This window comes from Vibrio tritonius, assembly GCF_001547935.1.
In the GTDB taxonomy this organism is placed as follows: Bacteria; Pseudomonadota; Gammaproteobacteria; order Enterobacterales; family Vibrionaceae; genus Vibrio; species Vibrio tritonius.
The window spans coordinates 442,962-455,937 of record NZ_AP014635.1 but is presented as its reverse complement, the minus strand read 5'-3'; the positions used below and the strand labels follow the sequence as shown (position 1 = coordinate 455,937).

Below are 12,976 nucleotides of genomic sequence, written 5' to 3'. Positions count from 1 at the left end.
AACAAAGGTAAAGATATGTAAACGAAGGAAGGGACAAATAAAAAGGCCCTACGCTAGGCAGGACCTTTTCTTTAACACAAATGGCAGTTACGCAAGCAACTCTTTTGCTTTTGCTACAACGTTTTCAGTTGTGAAACCAAATTGCTTGAATAGCTCACCTGCTGGTGCAGATTCGCCGAATGTCGTCATACCAACGATGCGACCATTAAAGCCGACGTATTTGTACCAGAAATCAGCAATACCTGCTTCGATAGCAACACGAGCTGTTACGTCTGCAGGAAGAACGGCTTCACGGTAAGCGGCGTCTTGTTTGTCGAAGATGTCAGTTGATGGCATAGAGACAACACGTACCGCTTTGCCTTCTTTTTCCAATTCAGCAGCAGCATTAACGGCGAGCTCTACTTCAGAACCCGTCGCAATCAGAATCAGTTCAGGCTTGCCTGCGCTGTCTTTTAGGATGTAACCACCTTTAGCAATATCAGCCACTTGCTCAGCAGTACGTGGTTGTTGCGCTAGGTTTTGACGAGAGAAGATCAATGCAGATGGTGCATCTTTGCGCTCAATAGCCAGTTTCCAAGCCACTGCAGATTCCACTTGGTCACAAGGACGCCATGTGCTCATGTTTGGCGTTAGGCGTAGTGAAGCGATTTGCTCAACCGGTTGGTGAGTTGGGCCATCTTCACCCAGACCAATTGAGTCGTGAGTGTACACTTGGATGTTTTGAATTTTCATCAAAGCAGCCATGCGCATTGCGTTACGAGCGTATTCCATAAACATTAGGAAAGTCGCGCCGTAAGGAACAAAACCACCGTGCAGAGCGATACCATTGATGATGGCTGTCATACCGAACTCACGCACACCATAGTGGATGTAGTTGCCTGACGCATCTTCAGCAGTCAATGATTTAGAACCAGACCACATGGTGAGGTTTGATGGAGCAAGGTCTGCAGAGCCGCCCATAAACTCAGGAAGCACTTTACCGAATGCTTCTAGTGCATTTTGTGATGCTTTACGAGAAGCGATATTTGCTGGGTTAGCTTGTAGATCCGCAATCACAGCATTTGATACTTCTTCCCAATTAGCAGGAAGTTCGCCAGCTACACGGCGTTTAAATTCGGCTGCAAGTTCTGGATAAGCTGCTTCATAAGCCGCGAATTTTTGGTCCCAAGCGACTTCTTTCGCAGAGCCCGCTTCTTTTGCATCCCACTGAGTATAGATATCAGCCGGAATTTCAAACGGAGCGTAGTTCCAGCCAAGGAAATCACGCGCAGCTTTGATTTCATCTGCGCCCAGTGGAGCACCGTGACAATCATGAGAACCCGCCTTGTTTGGTGAACCAAAACCAATGATGGTTTTGCAACAAATCAGAGTAGGACGTGACGTTTCTGCTTTAGCAGCTTCAATCGCAGCGTTAATTGCGTCAGCATCGTGACCATCAACTGCTGGGATAACATGCCAACCATACGCTTCAAAGCGTTTAGGTGTATCGTCAGAGAACCAACCATCAACATCACCATCGATAGAGATGCCATTGTCGTCCCAAAACGCTACCAATTTACCTAGGCCTAGCGTGCCTGCTAATGAACATGCTTCATGAGAAATACCTTCCATCATACAACCGTCACCCATGAATACATAAGTGAAGTGGTCAACGATATCGTGGCCTTCTTTGTTGAATTGAGCCGCAAGCGCTTTCTCAGCTAGCGCCATACCTACAGCGTTAGTGATACCTTGACCTAGAGGGCCAGTGGTCGTTTCAACGCCAGGCGCATAACCGTATTCTGGGTGACCAGGCGTTTTAGAGTGAAGCTGACGGAAGTTTTTCAGATCATTAATAGAAAGATCGTAACCAGATAGGTGCAATAAAGAGTAGATCAACATTGAGCCATGGCCGTTAGAAAGAACGAAACGGTCGCGGTCAGCCCATTGTGGGTTTTTCGGGTTGTGATTCAAGTGGCTACGCCAAAGTACTTCAGCGATATCAGCCATGCCCATCGGGGCGCCAGGGTGACCAGAATTAGCTTGTTGAACACCGTCCATACTTAGTGCACGAATTGCGTTCGCCAAATGTTTGCGAGAAGACATGTCAGCTCCTAAAAAAGCAGAAATAAATTATCCATAACAAGGTGGCAGTATTGTCGCAAAGCCCTTCTATCACTGCAAACCTTTTACGGTAGCCTTACTGTGATTTTGCCAAGCACTCCCACAATTTTTCTCACTCCCCCAGCAGACTGTTCAGCTTCTATGCAAACGATTAGTTATGACTAATACAAAAAAGAACTTGTAATTTGATTGTTGCATTCTAGAATAGACGTCTAGATGTAGAAACGCCTACATATTAATCGATAGTGCAGAGTAGCGAAGTCCTGACAGCTACTCTATTAGATAGAAGATTGGAGTTATCATGGCTAAGCACCTGTTCACTTCTGAATCCGTTTCAGAAGGCCATCCAGATAAAATTGCAGACCAAATCTCTGATGCGGTACTTGATGCAATTCTGGAACAAGATCCAAAAGCACGTGTTGCTTGCGAAACTTACGTAAAAACCGGCATGGTTATGGTTGGTGGTGAAGTAACCACTTCTGCGTGGGTTGATATCGAAGAACTGACTCGTCAAACTGTACGTGAAATTGGTTACACTGGCTCAGATATGGGCTTTGATGCTAACACTTGTGCAGTTTTAAACACTATCGGTAAACAGTCTCCAGACATCAACCAAGGTGTTGATAAAGCAGATCCTAAAGAACAGGGTGCAGGCGACCAAGGTATCATGTTCGGTTACGCAACTAACGAAACTAGCGTGCTAATGCCAGCACCAGTGACTTATGCGCACCGTCTAATGCAACGCCAAGCAGAAGTACGTAAAAATGGTACTCTTCCATGGTTGCGTCCTGATGCAAAATCTCAAGTTACCTTCAAATACGATGACAACAAAATCGTAGGTATCGATGCAGTGGTTCTTTCTACTCAACACTCAGACAGCGTATCAACTGCTGATCTACGTGAAGGCGTAATGGAAGAAATCATCAAACCTATTCTTCCATCAGAATGGCTTGATAAAGACACTAAATACTTCATCAACCCAACCGGTCGTTTCGTTATCGGTGGTCCAATGGGTGACTGTGGTCTAACTGGTCGTAAAATCATCGTAGATACTTACGGCGGTGCAGCTCGTCACGGTGGCGGCGCATTCTCTGGTAAAGATCCATCAAAAGTTGACCGTAGTGCAGCATATGCAGCACGTTACGTTGCGAAAAACATCGTAGCAGCTGGCCTTGCAGATCGTTGTGAAATCCAACTTTCTTACGCAATCGGCGTGGCAGATCCAACGTCTATCATGGTGGAAACATTTGGTACTGAAAAAGTATCAACTGACGTGATTGTTAAAGCAGTACGTCAATACTTCGACCTACGTCCGTATGGTCTACAAGAGATGTTGAACCTGCTTCAACCTATCTACAAACAAACTGCTGCATACGGCCACTTCGGTCGTGAAGAATTCCCATGGGAAGCAACCGACAAAGCTGCTCTTCTACGTGAATTCGCAGGTCTAAAATAAGCTTATTTTAGAATTCAATGAGAAGAAGCCCTAGCATAGCTGGGGCTTTTTTGTATCAACAATCCAATCATTGGATACAGTTCTAAAGGTCGCCAGCTAATTTTACTTTCTGCGAAGCTGCAGTAAGATGAAGCCGAACGCACAAGAGAGTAAGTATGGTCAGCCCACAATTAACCGAACAAGCACACATCACGATCCAACTCTGTATCGATCTAGCAAACAACTACTTCTCCAAAGAACTCCCTGTTCCAACGTTAAGCTATAAATTACGCGGGAAAACAGCAGGTAAGGCTTACATGCATCTCAATGAGGTTCGGCTCAATCCGGTACTTTTTAACGAAAATACGCATGCTTTTCTTGATCAGGTCATCCCCCATGAAGTCGCTCATTTAGTGACGTATCACATTTTTGGGCGTGTAAAACCACACGGTCCAGAATGGCAAGCCGTGATGAGTAAAGTATTTCAGGTCAAACCGGAAACCACACATCAGTTTTCCATCACCTCAGTGCAAGGTAAAACGTTTGAGTACCGCTGTGCATGCCAAACTCATCAATTAACCATTCGCCGCCACAATCGTATTATACGTGGACAAGCGGTGTATCGCTGCCAATCTTGCCACCAAGAAATTCGCTTTACTGGAAAACAATTAACCTAATCATAACGTTATTCCCAAGTAACCTTAAGATGCGGTTTCAGCGAGAATGTATTCGCTCATAGGCAAGGCACCGATTTGAATACATAGTGATTCTACGTAGAAAATCGGTAACGCAGCATAGGAGCGAATACAACTCGCCCCTTGGGAGCTCATCAACAAGCCCATTTCTGCGCCCAATGACGTTGAAAGGGAATGACCATTCCTGCCGTCATTGAGCTTGACCTGTGCTCGTTGATGAAGCTCTGAAGTCTGCATCTTGAGGTCATTTGGGTATATAACATGGCTCCGCTCTAGCTTTCCCCTAGTGGAATGTTAGACTGATAAAAATCATACTTTTTTCAGTCTTGCCATGAAATACACATCAACTCTGCTGCTTACCTCTCTGGTTATTTTCCCACAAGCAGCCCTAGCCGATGCGCCCAAAACCTTCTACCAAGCAAAGAAAGCGGCGACCACCATTTATCAAGCTCATCCTGTCACCTTTTACTGTGGTTGCCAAATTGATTGGCATGGTAAAAAAGGCATTCCCGAACTCGCCTCATGCGGCTACCAAGTCCGTAAACAAAAAGTGCGAGCAAACCGAATTGAATGGGAACATGTCATGCCTGCTTGGCAATTTGGTCACCTGCGTCAATGTTGGCAAAAAGGCGGTAGAAAAAACTGCGAACGCAATGATAGTGTGTTCAAACAAATAGAATCCGACCTACACAACCTTACTCCCGCAATAGGTGAAGTAAACGGAGACCGTTCCAACTTTAGCTTTAGCCAATGGCGAGGAGTGGATGGCGTGACCTATGGTCAATGCAGCATGCAAGTTAATTTTAAAGGCCGTAGAGCGATGCCGCCGGAAAATGCCCGTGGTGCAATTGCGAGAACCTACTTATACATGAGTGAACGCTATCACTTACGCCTATCCAACGCACAAACGCAACTAATGCGAGCTTGGGATAACACCTATCCTGTTAGCCAATGGGAATGCGAGCGCGACCAGAAAATTGCCGCCATTCAGGGGAATCACAATACCTTTGTTACTCATCGGTGCCAAAAACAGCCATGAACAAGGGTGTTTGCCCTTGTTTTTTTGCCTGAAAGCATCCATGTTAGACCCTAGTAAGTCGACTCTGAATATCAGGAAATAATCCATGCGCATTCCCCGTATTTATCACCCGGAAACCATTGAACAATTGGGTGTTATCACACTCAGCGAAGAAGCAAGTGGACACGTTGGCCGTGTCCTGCGAATGCAGGCAGACCAAGAGGTGTTATTGTTTGATGGCAGTGGCGCTGAATTTCCAGCAGTCATAACCGAAGTGACCAAAAAACAGGTATCGGTAAAGGTAACCGAACGTGTGGAAACTGGCTGTGAATCACCATTAGATTTGCATTTAGGTCAGGTTATTTCCCGTGGCGACAAAATGGAATTTACTATCCAAAAATCCGTCGAATTGGGTGTCAATGTGATTACCCCCCTCATTTCAGAGCGTTGCGGCGTGAAACTCGATCAAAAACGTTTCGAGAAAAAATTACAACAGTGGCAAAAAATCGCAATTGGGGCCTGTGAACAAAGTGGTCGCAACCGCGTTCCTGAAATTCGTCCTGTGATGTCACTTGAAGAGTGGTGTGCTGAACAAAGCGATGCACTTAAGCTCAACTTGCATCCTCGTGCACGCTACTCCATTAACACGTTGCCAGAACCGGTAACGAAAGTGCGCTTGTTAATCGGTCCTGAAGGCGGTTTGTCCTCCGAGGAGATCGATATGACCCGTCAGTATCAATTTGAAGAAACCTTGTTAGGGCCCCGTGTTCTGCGCACTGAAACCGCCGCCTTAACCGCTATTACAGCCTTGCAAGTTCGCTTTGGCGATTTAGGCTAACGGAGAAAAGAAGAATGCTTAAGCTCGGAATCGTGATGGATCCTATTTCATCCATCAATATCAAGAAAGACACCAGTTTCGCGATGATGTTAGAAGCACAGCGTCGCGGTTATGAGATTCATTATATTGAGATGTCTGATCTACACTTAGATCAAGGTGTTGCTCTAGCAGATACAAAAATCGTAAAAGTGAAGGAAGACCCAACGGGTTGGTATGAATTTACGTCAGAGCAAACCATTCGTCTATCTGAACTGGATGCAGTATTGATGCGTAAAGATCCACCTTTCGATACTGAATACATCTATGCAACCTATATTCTTGAAAGAGCGGAAGTAGAAGGAACCTTGATCGTCAACAAGCCACAAAGCTTGCGCGATTGTAACGAAAAACTCTTTACAGCTTGGTTCCCAGAACTAACCCCAAATACCATCGTGACGCGTAAAGCCGAAACGATTAAAGAATTTCGCGCTAAACACGGTGACATCATCCTAAAACCACTGGATGGAATGGGCGGTTCATCTATTTTCCGCGTAAAAGAGGGGGATCCAAACGTTTCTGTTATTATCGAAACACTGACTAACCATGGTTCAACTTACTGTATGGCACAAAGCTTTGTTCCTGATGTAAGTAACGGTGACAAACGTATTTTAGTCGTTGATGGTGAACCTATGCCTTACTGCTTAGCACGTATTCCTGCAGAAGGCGAAACGCGTGGTAATCTAGCAGCTGGCGGTCGTGGCGAACCTCGCCCACTAAGTGAAACAGACTTAAAAATAGCCCAAACTGTTGCTCCGATCTTGAAAGAGAAAGGATTGATTTTCGTTGGACTTGATGTCATCGGTGACAAACTTACCGAAATCAACGTGACCAGCCCAACCTGTGTCCGTGAGATTGAAAAAGAGTTTGATATCTCCATCGTCGGCAAATTGATGGATGCTGTTGAGCGACACGTAAAAGCGGCCAACCGTTAATGTGTTATCAGCTTCATAACGCAAATGAGGATAGATTATGATGAATTTAACCAATCATTTTCTTGTTGCCATGCCAAGTATGCAAGATCCCTACTTCAAAAATAGCGTGATCTATATTTGTGAACACAACGAAGAAGGCGCCATGGGGCTGATAATCAATGCACCGATTGATGTCACAATTGGTGGCATGCTTAAGCAGGTTGAGATAGAACCTGCTTATCCGCAATCCCATTTCGATAGCTTAGAAAAACCTGTGCTTAATGGCGGACCAGTATCTGAAGATCGTGGTTTTATTCTACACCGACCACACGATCATTATGAATCCAGTATTCGCATGAGCGATGATATTTCGGTCACCACATCAAAAGATATTCTTACCGTCTTGGGTACTGATGCAGAGCCTAGCGGCTACCTTGTTGCTCTGGGTTACTCAGGGTGGGAACCTGGCCAATTAGAATTAGAGCTGGCAGAAAATTCATGGTTAACCATTGAAGCGGATGCCGAATTAATTTTTAATACGCCGATTCATGAAAAATGGCAAAAAGCGATCAACAGCTTGGGGGTAAATCCAATTAATTTATCCAGCCAAGCGGGTCATGCTTAGTCTCAAATTCAGCGATGAACAACTGCGGTTCATCGCTTATTGAGACCTTACCATCCACTCTGTATTAAAAGAACACAACTATGTCGCGTACGATAATGGCCTTCGACTTCGGTACCAAAAGTATCGGTAGTGCAATCGGGCAAGAAATAACTGGAACAGCTTCGCCGCTCAAAGCATTTAAAGCGAACGATGGAATTCCAAACTGGGATGACATCGAAAAGCAAATTAAAGAGTGGCAACCCAATTTACTTGTCGTTGGACTCCCAACCGATCTACGCGGCAAAGCGTTAGACGAAATCACTGCTCGAGCTAAAAAGTTTGCCCAACGTCTGCATGGTCGTTTTGGTCTTCCGGTTGAGTTACATGATGAACGTTTATCAACAGCAGAAGCTCGCTCTGAACTGTTTTCTTTTGGCGGCTATAAAGCCTTAAGCAAAGGCAATATAGACTGCCAGTCTGCTGTTGTTATCTTAGAAAGCTGGTTTGAAAACCAGTGGAGTTAGTTTAAGTAGATCAATGTGGATCAGTAAAAAGGTGCTCTAGGCACCTTTTTTTGTCACTAATCCATATCAATGGTGACATGATCTAACGAGCCGGTTCCGCTGCTTGTATCCCCTCGCTGGGTTTTTAGCATTAAGCGCAGATCATTGGCTGAATCAGCACATTGCATTGCATCTTCTTCAGAGATCTTATTCTCAATGACCAATTCATACAAAGCTTGATCAAAGGTCTGCATTCCCGATTCACGAGATCGAGCCATAGTTTCTTTCAGCTCGTGAAGCTCTCCGCGACGAATCAAATCCGACACTCGCGGTGTATTTAGCAAAATCTCAAACGCACCGTAACGTCCTTGCCCTTGGCTATCACGAACCAATTGTTGACCAACCACACCACGCAAATTCATCGATAAATCAAACAAAAACTGATCTTTTTGCTCTTTAGGCACCAGATGTAAAATGCGCTCTAATGCTTGGTTAGCATTGTTGGCGTGCAGCGTTGCCATGCATAAATGACCTGTTTCGGCAAAATTCATAGCGTATTCCATGGTTTCACGCGAACGAATTTCACCAATAAGAATCATATCAGGCGCTTGGCGAAGCGAATTTTTTAGTGCCACTTCGTAACTATCTGTATCTAGCCCCACTTCACGCTGAGTCACGATACATCCTTGGTGTTCATGCACAAATTCAATCGGATCTTCCACCGTCAGAATATGTCCAGATGAGTTTTTATTACGGTAACCAGTCATGGCTGCCATCGTTGTTGATTTACCCGATCCCGTAGATCCAACAACCAGTACCAAACCACGCTTACTCATCACTAAATCTTTTAGTAATTCAGGTAAGTGCAGCTCATCAAAGGTAGGTATACGCGTTTCTATACGGCGAATCACTGCTCCGGGTTGCTCGCGTTGAAAAAAAGCACTCACACGAAAACGCCCACTATCGCGCACAATCGCAAAGTTTGCTTCATGGGTATGGTAAAACTGCTCGACTTGCTCACTGTCCATCATCCGGTTAAGCAAATTATTCACATCCGAAAATGTGAGTTTTTCACCATCCCCTTGCAGTTCACCATTCACTCGATACAACACTGGAGCTCCGACAGTGATATACACATCAGAGGCTTTACGAGTAATCATTCCACTTAAACATTGTTCCAGAAACATGGTCTATTCCTCAGAAATTAGCCATATCTGATTCGATTTTAGCTTGAACTTCGGATAATTCGACAAGCCCATTCGACATCAATTGGCGCGCATTTTGTTCCATGGTTTGCATACCATGTGCCGCACCGGTTTGAATAATTGAATACATCTGAGCAACTTTATCTTCGCGAATCAGATTACGAATAGCAGGAGTGCCCAGCATAATTTCATGACAAGCCACTCGCCCACCACCGACTTTTTTCAATAACTTTTGTGCAATTACAGCACGTAACGACTCGGATAGCATTGAACGTACCATGCCTTTATCCGCCCCAGGAAATACGTCGATAATCCTATCAATGGTTTTTGCAGCAGAACTGGTGTGTAACGTGCCAAACACTAAATGCCCAGTTTCTGCAGCGGTTAAAGCCAAACTAATGGTTTCTTGATCGCGCAACTCCCCAACCAAAATAACATCAGGATCTTCACGCAATGCCGAACGTAAAGCCGCTTTAAAACTATGGGTATCCCTGTGCACCTCACGTTGGTTAATCAAACACTTATTATTGGTGTGCACAAATTCAATCGGGTCTTCAATCGTTAAAATATGTTTATTTTGTGTTGTATTCACTTCGTTAATCATTGCGGCCAATGTAGTGGACTTCCCTGAACCAGTTGGTCCTGTTACCAACACTAACCCTTTTTCATACTGAGTCATTTTTTGAAAGATCTCAGGGGCATTTAATTGTGCTAAGGTAGGAACTTCGGTAGGAATGGTCCGAAAAACAGCGGAACCACCTCGAGATTGATGAAAAGCATTAACACGAAAACGGCCGACATTAGGTAGTTCAAAAGAGAAGTCGACTTCAAGATTCTCTTCGTAGTCACGCCTTTGGGCATCGTTCATGATCTCAAAGACCAGACGGTGAACTTCCGCATGAGAAAACGCAGGAACACCTAGTTTTCTGACTTCGCCATCAATTCTGACCATTGGAGGCACACCTGCAGAAAGGTGTAGATCAGAGGCATTATGCTTTACACTAAAATCGAGTAATTCGGCGATATCCATTTATTTTCCTTACAAAAGTCTGGCTATGAGTATTCAACAAAACATTGAACATATCACTTCATTAATTGAAAACGCTCAAACTAAGTTTGGACGTTCCCAAGGCTCGGTGCAACTTCTTGCGGTAAGCAAAACAAAACCCGTTGAAGCAATTCTTGCTGCGTCACAAACAGGGCAAACCCTATTTGGCGAAAACTACGTTCAAGAAGGGGTGAACAAAATCCATTACTTTTCTGAAAATCACCCAGAATTGTCTTTAGAATGGCACTTTATTGGACCGCTTCAGTCCAATAAAACACGTCCAGTAGCAGAGAACTTTGCTTGGGTTCACACCATTGACCGTGCCAAAATCGCCCAACGTCTCAGCGAACAACGACCTTCAGGTATGGCGCCGCTACAAGTTCTGATACAAGTCAATACTAGCGGTGAATCGTCAAAATCTGGTATTAATGAGGCGGAATTATTTGAACTCGCGCAATTGATTTCTACTCTACCAAACCTCACTTTAAGAGGATTGATGTCGATTCCTGAAAACGTAACCGATTACCCATCTCAGCTGCGAGCCTTTAAAACACTTGCTGCATTGAAAGATAAGCTGGCTATCACTTACCCACAAGTCGATACCTTATCTATGGGAATGACGGGAGATATGGAGGCCGCCATCGAAGCAGGAAGCACCATAGTACGTATCGGTACCGCTATTTTTGGTGAGCGAGATTACACAAATAAACAATAAGTTAATTATTGGTTTTACGATAACGAGATAAGGTCACGGGGAAGTGAAGTCTGATGGAAAATAGAAAAATTACATTTGTAGGCGCAGGTAACATGGCGAAAGCGATCATCGCAGGTTTGGTTGCAAGCGGCTATTGTGCCCAAAATATTCTGGTCAGCTCTCCGACCGAAACTCGCCGTAAACCACTCGAAGAAACATTAGGAATTCGCACTACCGAAGACAATTTAGCTGCGGTAAAAGAAGCAGACGTAGTCGTGTTAGCAGTGAAACCTCAACTTATGGCTCAAGTCTGTGAACCTCTTCAAGCAGTAGATTTTTCTGATAAATTGGTAATTTCTATCGCAGCAGGCGTGACCTGCGAACGCTTTAACGAAATGCTCGCCAGCGAACTCAATTTGGTGCGAGTGATGCCCAATACGCCATCACTCATTCAAAAAGGCATGAGTGGCCTTTTTGCTACCAGCGCGGTTTCTGAAAGCGACAAGCAGTTCACCCACGAACTGATGTCTGCCGTCGGCGAAGCGTGTTGGGTTGAGCAAGAATCTGATATTAATGGCGTCATTGCTGCAGCAGGAAGTGCTCCCGCTTATTTCTTCCTCTTTATGGAAGCGATGCAAAAAGAAGCGATTGCACAAGGTTTTGACAAAGACACCGCACGATTGCTTGTTCAACAATCGGCCATTGGCGCAGCTGAAATGGTAAAAGCTAATCCAGAATTAGAGCTTGAAACATTGCGCCAGCAGGTAACATCAAAGGGGGGGACAACCGCACAAGCGATTGAAACCTTCCAACAACATAATTTGAGTGAGACGGTTGCTAAGGCAATGCAAGCTGCAATCGCTCGCGCACAAGAAATGGAAAAACTGTTTTAAGCTCACCGAGATGGTCAGCGGCTCTGGACGAGCTAGTAATTAAAATCTATGGCAATAAAAAGGGCCTAATATGAATGCAATGAGTTTTTTAATCTCCACAGTGTTGGACTTGTACATCATGGTCGTTATTCTGCGCATCTGGCTACAAGCAGCTCGTGCGGATTTCTATAACCCATTTTCTCAATTTGTCGTGAAAGCGACTCAACCAGTAGTAAGACCGCTACGTCGTGTGATTCCATCGATTGGTAATATTGACGTCGCGACGGTACTGTTTGCGTATGTACTATGTGTTGTGAAATTTATGCTGCTTCTTTTGCTGGCATCAGGCGGAGCAGTCAGTTTCAGTCCTTATTTCCTGTTACTTGGTCTAATAGCGTTAGTTAAAGCCGCAGGCGGTCTCCTATTCTGGGTTCTGATTATCCGCGCAATTATGAGTTGGGTAAGCCAAGGTCGTAGCCCACTTGAATATGTGTTTTATCAGTTAACAGAGCCGATGCTTACTCCAATTCGTCGCATCATTCCAGCAATGGGCGGACTGGACCTTAGTGTGCTTGTACTATTTATCATCTTACAATTCGCTAACTACCTAATGGGCGATATTATCGGACCAATGTGGTATCAGCTTTAATGACCGCAGCCGTTCATGAACAGGGTGATTTGGTCTTAAGGCTGTACATTCAACCTAAAGCTAGCCGTGATCAAATCGTTGGTTTGCATGGCGATGAAATCAAAGTCGCTATTACAGCACCACCAGTTGATGGTAAAGCGAATGGTCATCTAACCAAGTATTTGGCTAAACAGTGCAAAGTTGCCAAAGGGCAAATCACCATTGAAAAAGGGGAGCTGGGGCGACATAAACAGATTCGCATTAGTGACCCCAAAGTGATTCCACCAGAGATAGCAACATTACTTGATTAACCTAAGCCTCGTCAGTTAATGACGAGGCTTTTTCTTATTCTCTTTACTCGTTGCGCTTGCCTGTTTCTGGTA

General features: G+C 44.7%; 15 protein-coding genes. 11 read left to right on the top strand and 4 right to left on the bottom strand.

What is annotated here, in order from left to right:
* Positions 1 to 87: 87 nt before the first annotated feature.
* The gene (tkt, locus tag JCM16456_RS02120) at positions 88 to 2,085 is read right to left on the bottom strand and encodes a transketolase (protein ID WP_068711946.1); all 1,998 of its coding nucleotides are present in this window, start codon (positions 2,083 to 2,085) and stop codon (positions 88 to 90) included.
* 319 nt (positions 2,086 to 2,404) lie between these two features.
* On the opposite strand from tkt, the gene metK reads away from it, so the two are divergent.
* Positions 2,405 to 3,559 carry a methionine adenosyltransferase gene (gene metK / locus JCM16456_RS02115; RefSeq protein ID WP_068711944.1) on the top strand — a complete coding sequence of 385 codons (1,155 nt, stop codon included), beginning with the start codon at positions 2,405 to 2,407 and terminating at the stop codon, positions 3,557 to 3,559.
* A gap of 155 nt (positions 3,560 to 3,714) precedes the next feature.
* Positions 3,715 to 4,215, top strand: a complete 501-nt coding sequence (locus JCM16456_RS02110; RefSeq protein ID WP_068711942.1) for a SprT family zinc-dependent metalloprotease — start codon at positions 3,715 to 3,717, stop codon at positions 4,213 to 4,215.
* 24 nt (positions 4,216 to 4,239) lie between these two features.
* Here JCM16456_RS02110 and JCM16456_RS02105 read toward each other — a convergent pair whose 3' ends face one another.
* Positions 4,240 to 4,470 carry a hypothetical protein gene (locus JCM16456_RS02105; RefSeq protein WP_068711941.1) on the bottom strand — a complete coding sequence of 77 codons (231 nt, stop codon included), beginning with the start codon at positions 4,468 to 4,470 and terminating at the stop codon, positions 4,240 to 4,242.
* Between the two features lie 94 nt (positions 4,471 to 4,564).
* On the opposite strand from JCM16456_RS02105, the gene JCM16456_RS02100 reads away from it, so the two are divergent.
* The 5 genes from JCM16456_RS02100 to ruvX all read left to right on the top strand — a co-directional run bounded on the left by JCM16456_RS02100 (position 4,565) and on the right by ruvX (position 8,167).
* Positions 4,565 to 5,272: an endonuclease gene (locus JCM16456_RS02100; protein ID WP_068711940.1), complete on the top strand. Its 708-nt coding sequence runs from the start codon at positions 4,565 to 4,567 to the stop codon at positions 5,270 to 5,272.
* An 85-nt stretch (positions 5,273 to 5,357) separates the two neighbouring features.
* Entirely contained in the window at positions 5,358 to 6,089 is a 732-nt protein-coding gene (gene rsmE / locus JCM16456_RS02095; protein WP_068711938.1) for a 16S rRNA (uracil(1498)-N(3))-methyltransferase, read from the top strand.
* 14 nt (positions 6,090 to 6,103) lie between these two features.
* Positions 6,104 to 7,060 (top strand): glutathione synthase, encoded by a 957-nt coding sequence (gshB, locus tag JCM16456_RS02090; RefSeq protein ID WP_068711936.1) that lies wholly within the window; start codon positions 6,104 to 6,106, stop codon positions 7,058 to 7,060.
* Between the two features lie 40 nt (positions 7,061 to 7,100).
* A complete protein-coding gene (locus tag JCM16456_RS02085) occupies positions 7,101 to 7,664 on the top strand; it encodes a YqgE/AlgH family protein (RefSeq protein WP_068715843.1) in 564 nt (187 codons plus the stop codon).
* 80 nt (positions 7,665 to 7,744) lie between these two features.
* A complete protein-coding gene (gene ruvX, locus JCM16456_RS02080; RefSeq protein WP_068711934.1) occupies positions 7,745 to 8,167 on the top strand; it encodes a Holliday junction resolvase RuvX in 423 nt (140 codons plus the stop codon).
* 56 nt (positions 8,168 to 8,223) lie between these two features.
* Here the strand turns inward: ruvX and JCM16456_RS02075 are convergent, their stop codons facing one another.
* Together JCM16456_RS02075 and JCM16456_RS02070 are read right to left on the bottom strand one after the other, a co-directional pair.
* The gene (locus JCM16456_RS02075; protein WP_068711932.1) at positions 8,224 to 9,333 is read right to left on the bottom strand and encodes a PilT/PilU family type 4a pilus ATPase; all 1,110 of its coding nucleotides are present in this window, start codon (positions 9,331 to 9,333) and stop codon (positions 8,224 to 8,226) included.
* 10 nt (positions 9,334 to 9,343) lie between these two features.
* Positions 9,344 to 10,381, bottom strand: coding sequence for a type IV pilus twitching motility protein PilT (locus JCM16456_RS02070; protein WP_068711930.1), 1,038 nt, complete (start codon positions 10,379 to 10,381; stop codon positions 9,344 to 9,346).
* A gap of 25 nt (positions 10,382 to 10,406) precedes the next feature.
* Here JCM16456_RS02070 and JCM16456_RS02065 point away from each other — a divergent pair, with 25 nt between their 5' ends.
* The 4 genes from JCM16456_RS02065 to yggU all read left to right on the top strand — a co-directional run bounded on the left by JCM16456_RS02065 (position 10,407) and on the right by yggU (position 12,904).
* Positions 10,407 to 11,114 carry a YggS family pyridoxal phosphate-dependent enzyme gene (locus tag JCM16456_RS02065; protein WP_068711928.1) on the top strand — a complete coding sequence of 236 codons (708 nt, stop codon included), beginning with the start codon at positions 10,407 to 10,409 and terminating at the stop codon, positions 11,112 to 11,114.
* A gap of 53 nt (positions 11,115 to 11,167) precedes the next feature.
* Entirely contained in the window at positions 11,168 to 11,986 is an 819-nt protein-coding gene (proC, locus tag JCM16456_RS02060) for a pyrroline-5-carboxylate reductase (RefSeq protein WP_068711926.1), read from the top strand.
* A gap of 70 nt (positions 11,987 to 12,056) precedes the next feature.
* Positions 12,057 to 12,614, top strand: coding sequence for a YggT family protein (locus tag JCM16456_RS02055; RefSeq protein WP_068711924.1), 558 nt, complete (start codon positions 12,057 to 12,059; stop codon positions 12,612 to 12,614).
* A complete protein-coding gene (gene yggU, locus JCM16456_RS02050; protein WP_068711922.1) occupies positions 12,614 to 12,904 on the top strand; it encodes a DUF167 family protein YggU in 291 nt (96 codons plus the stop codon). The genes JCM16456_RS02055 and yggU overlap by 1 nt, the downstream gene beginning before the upstream one ends.
* The last annotated feature ends 72 nt before the right edge of the window (positions 12,905 to 12,976 follow it).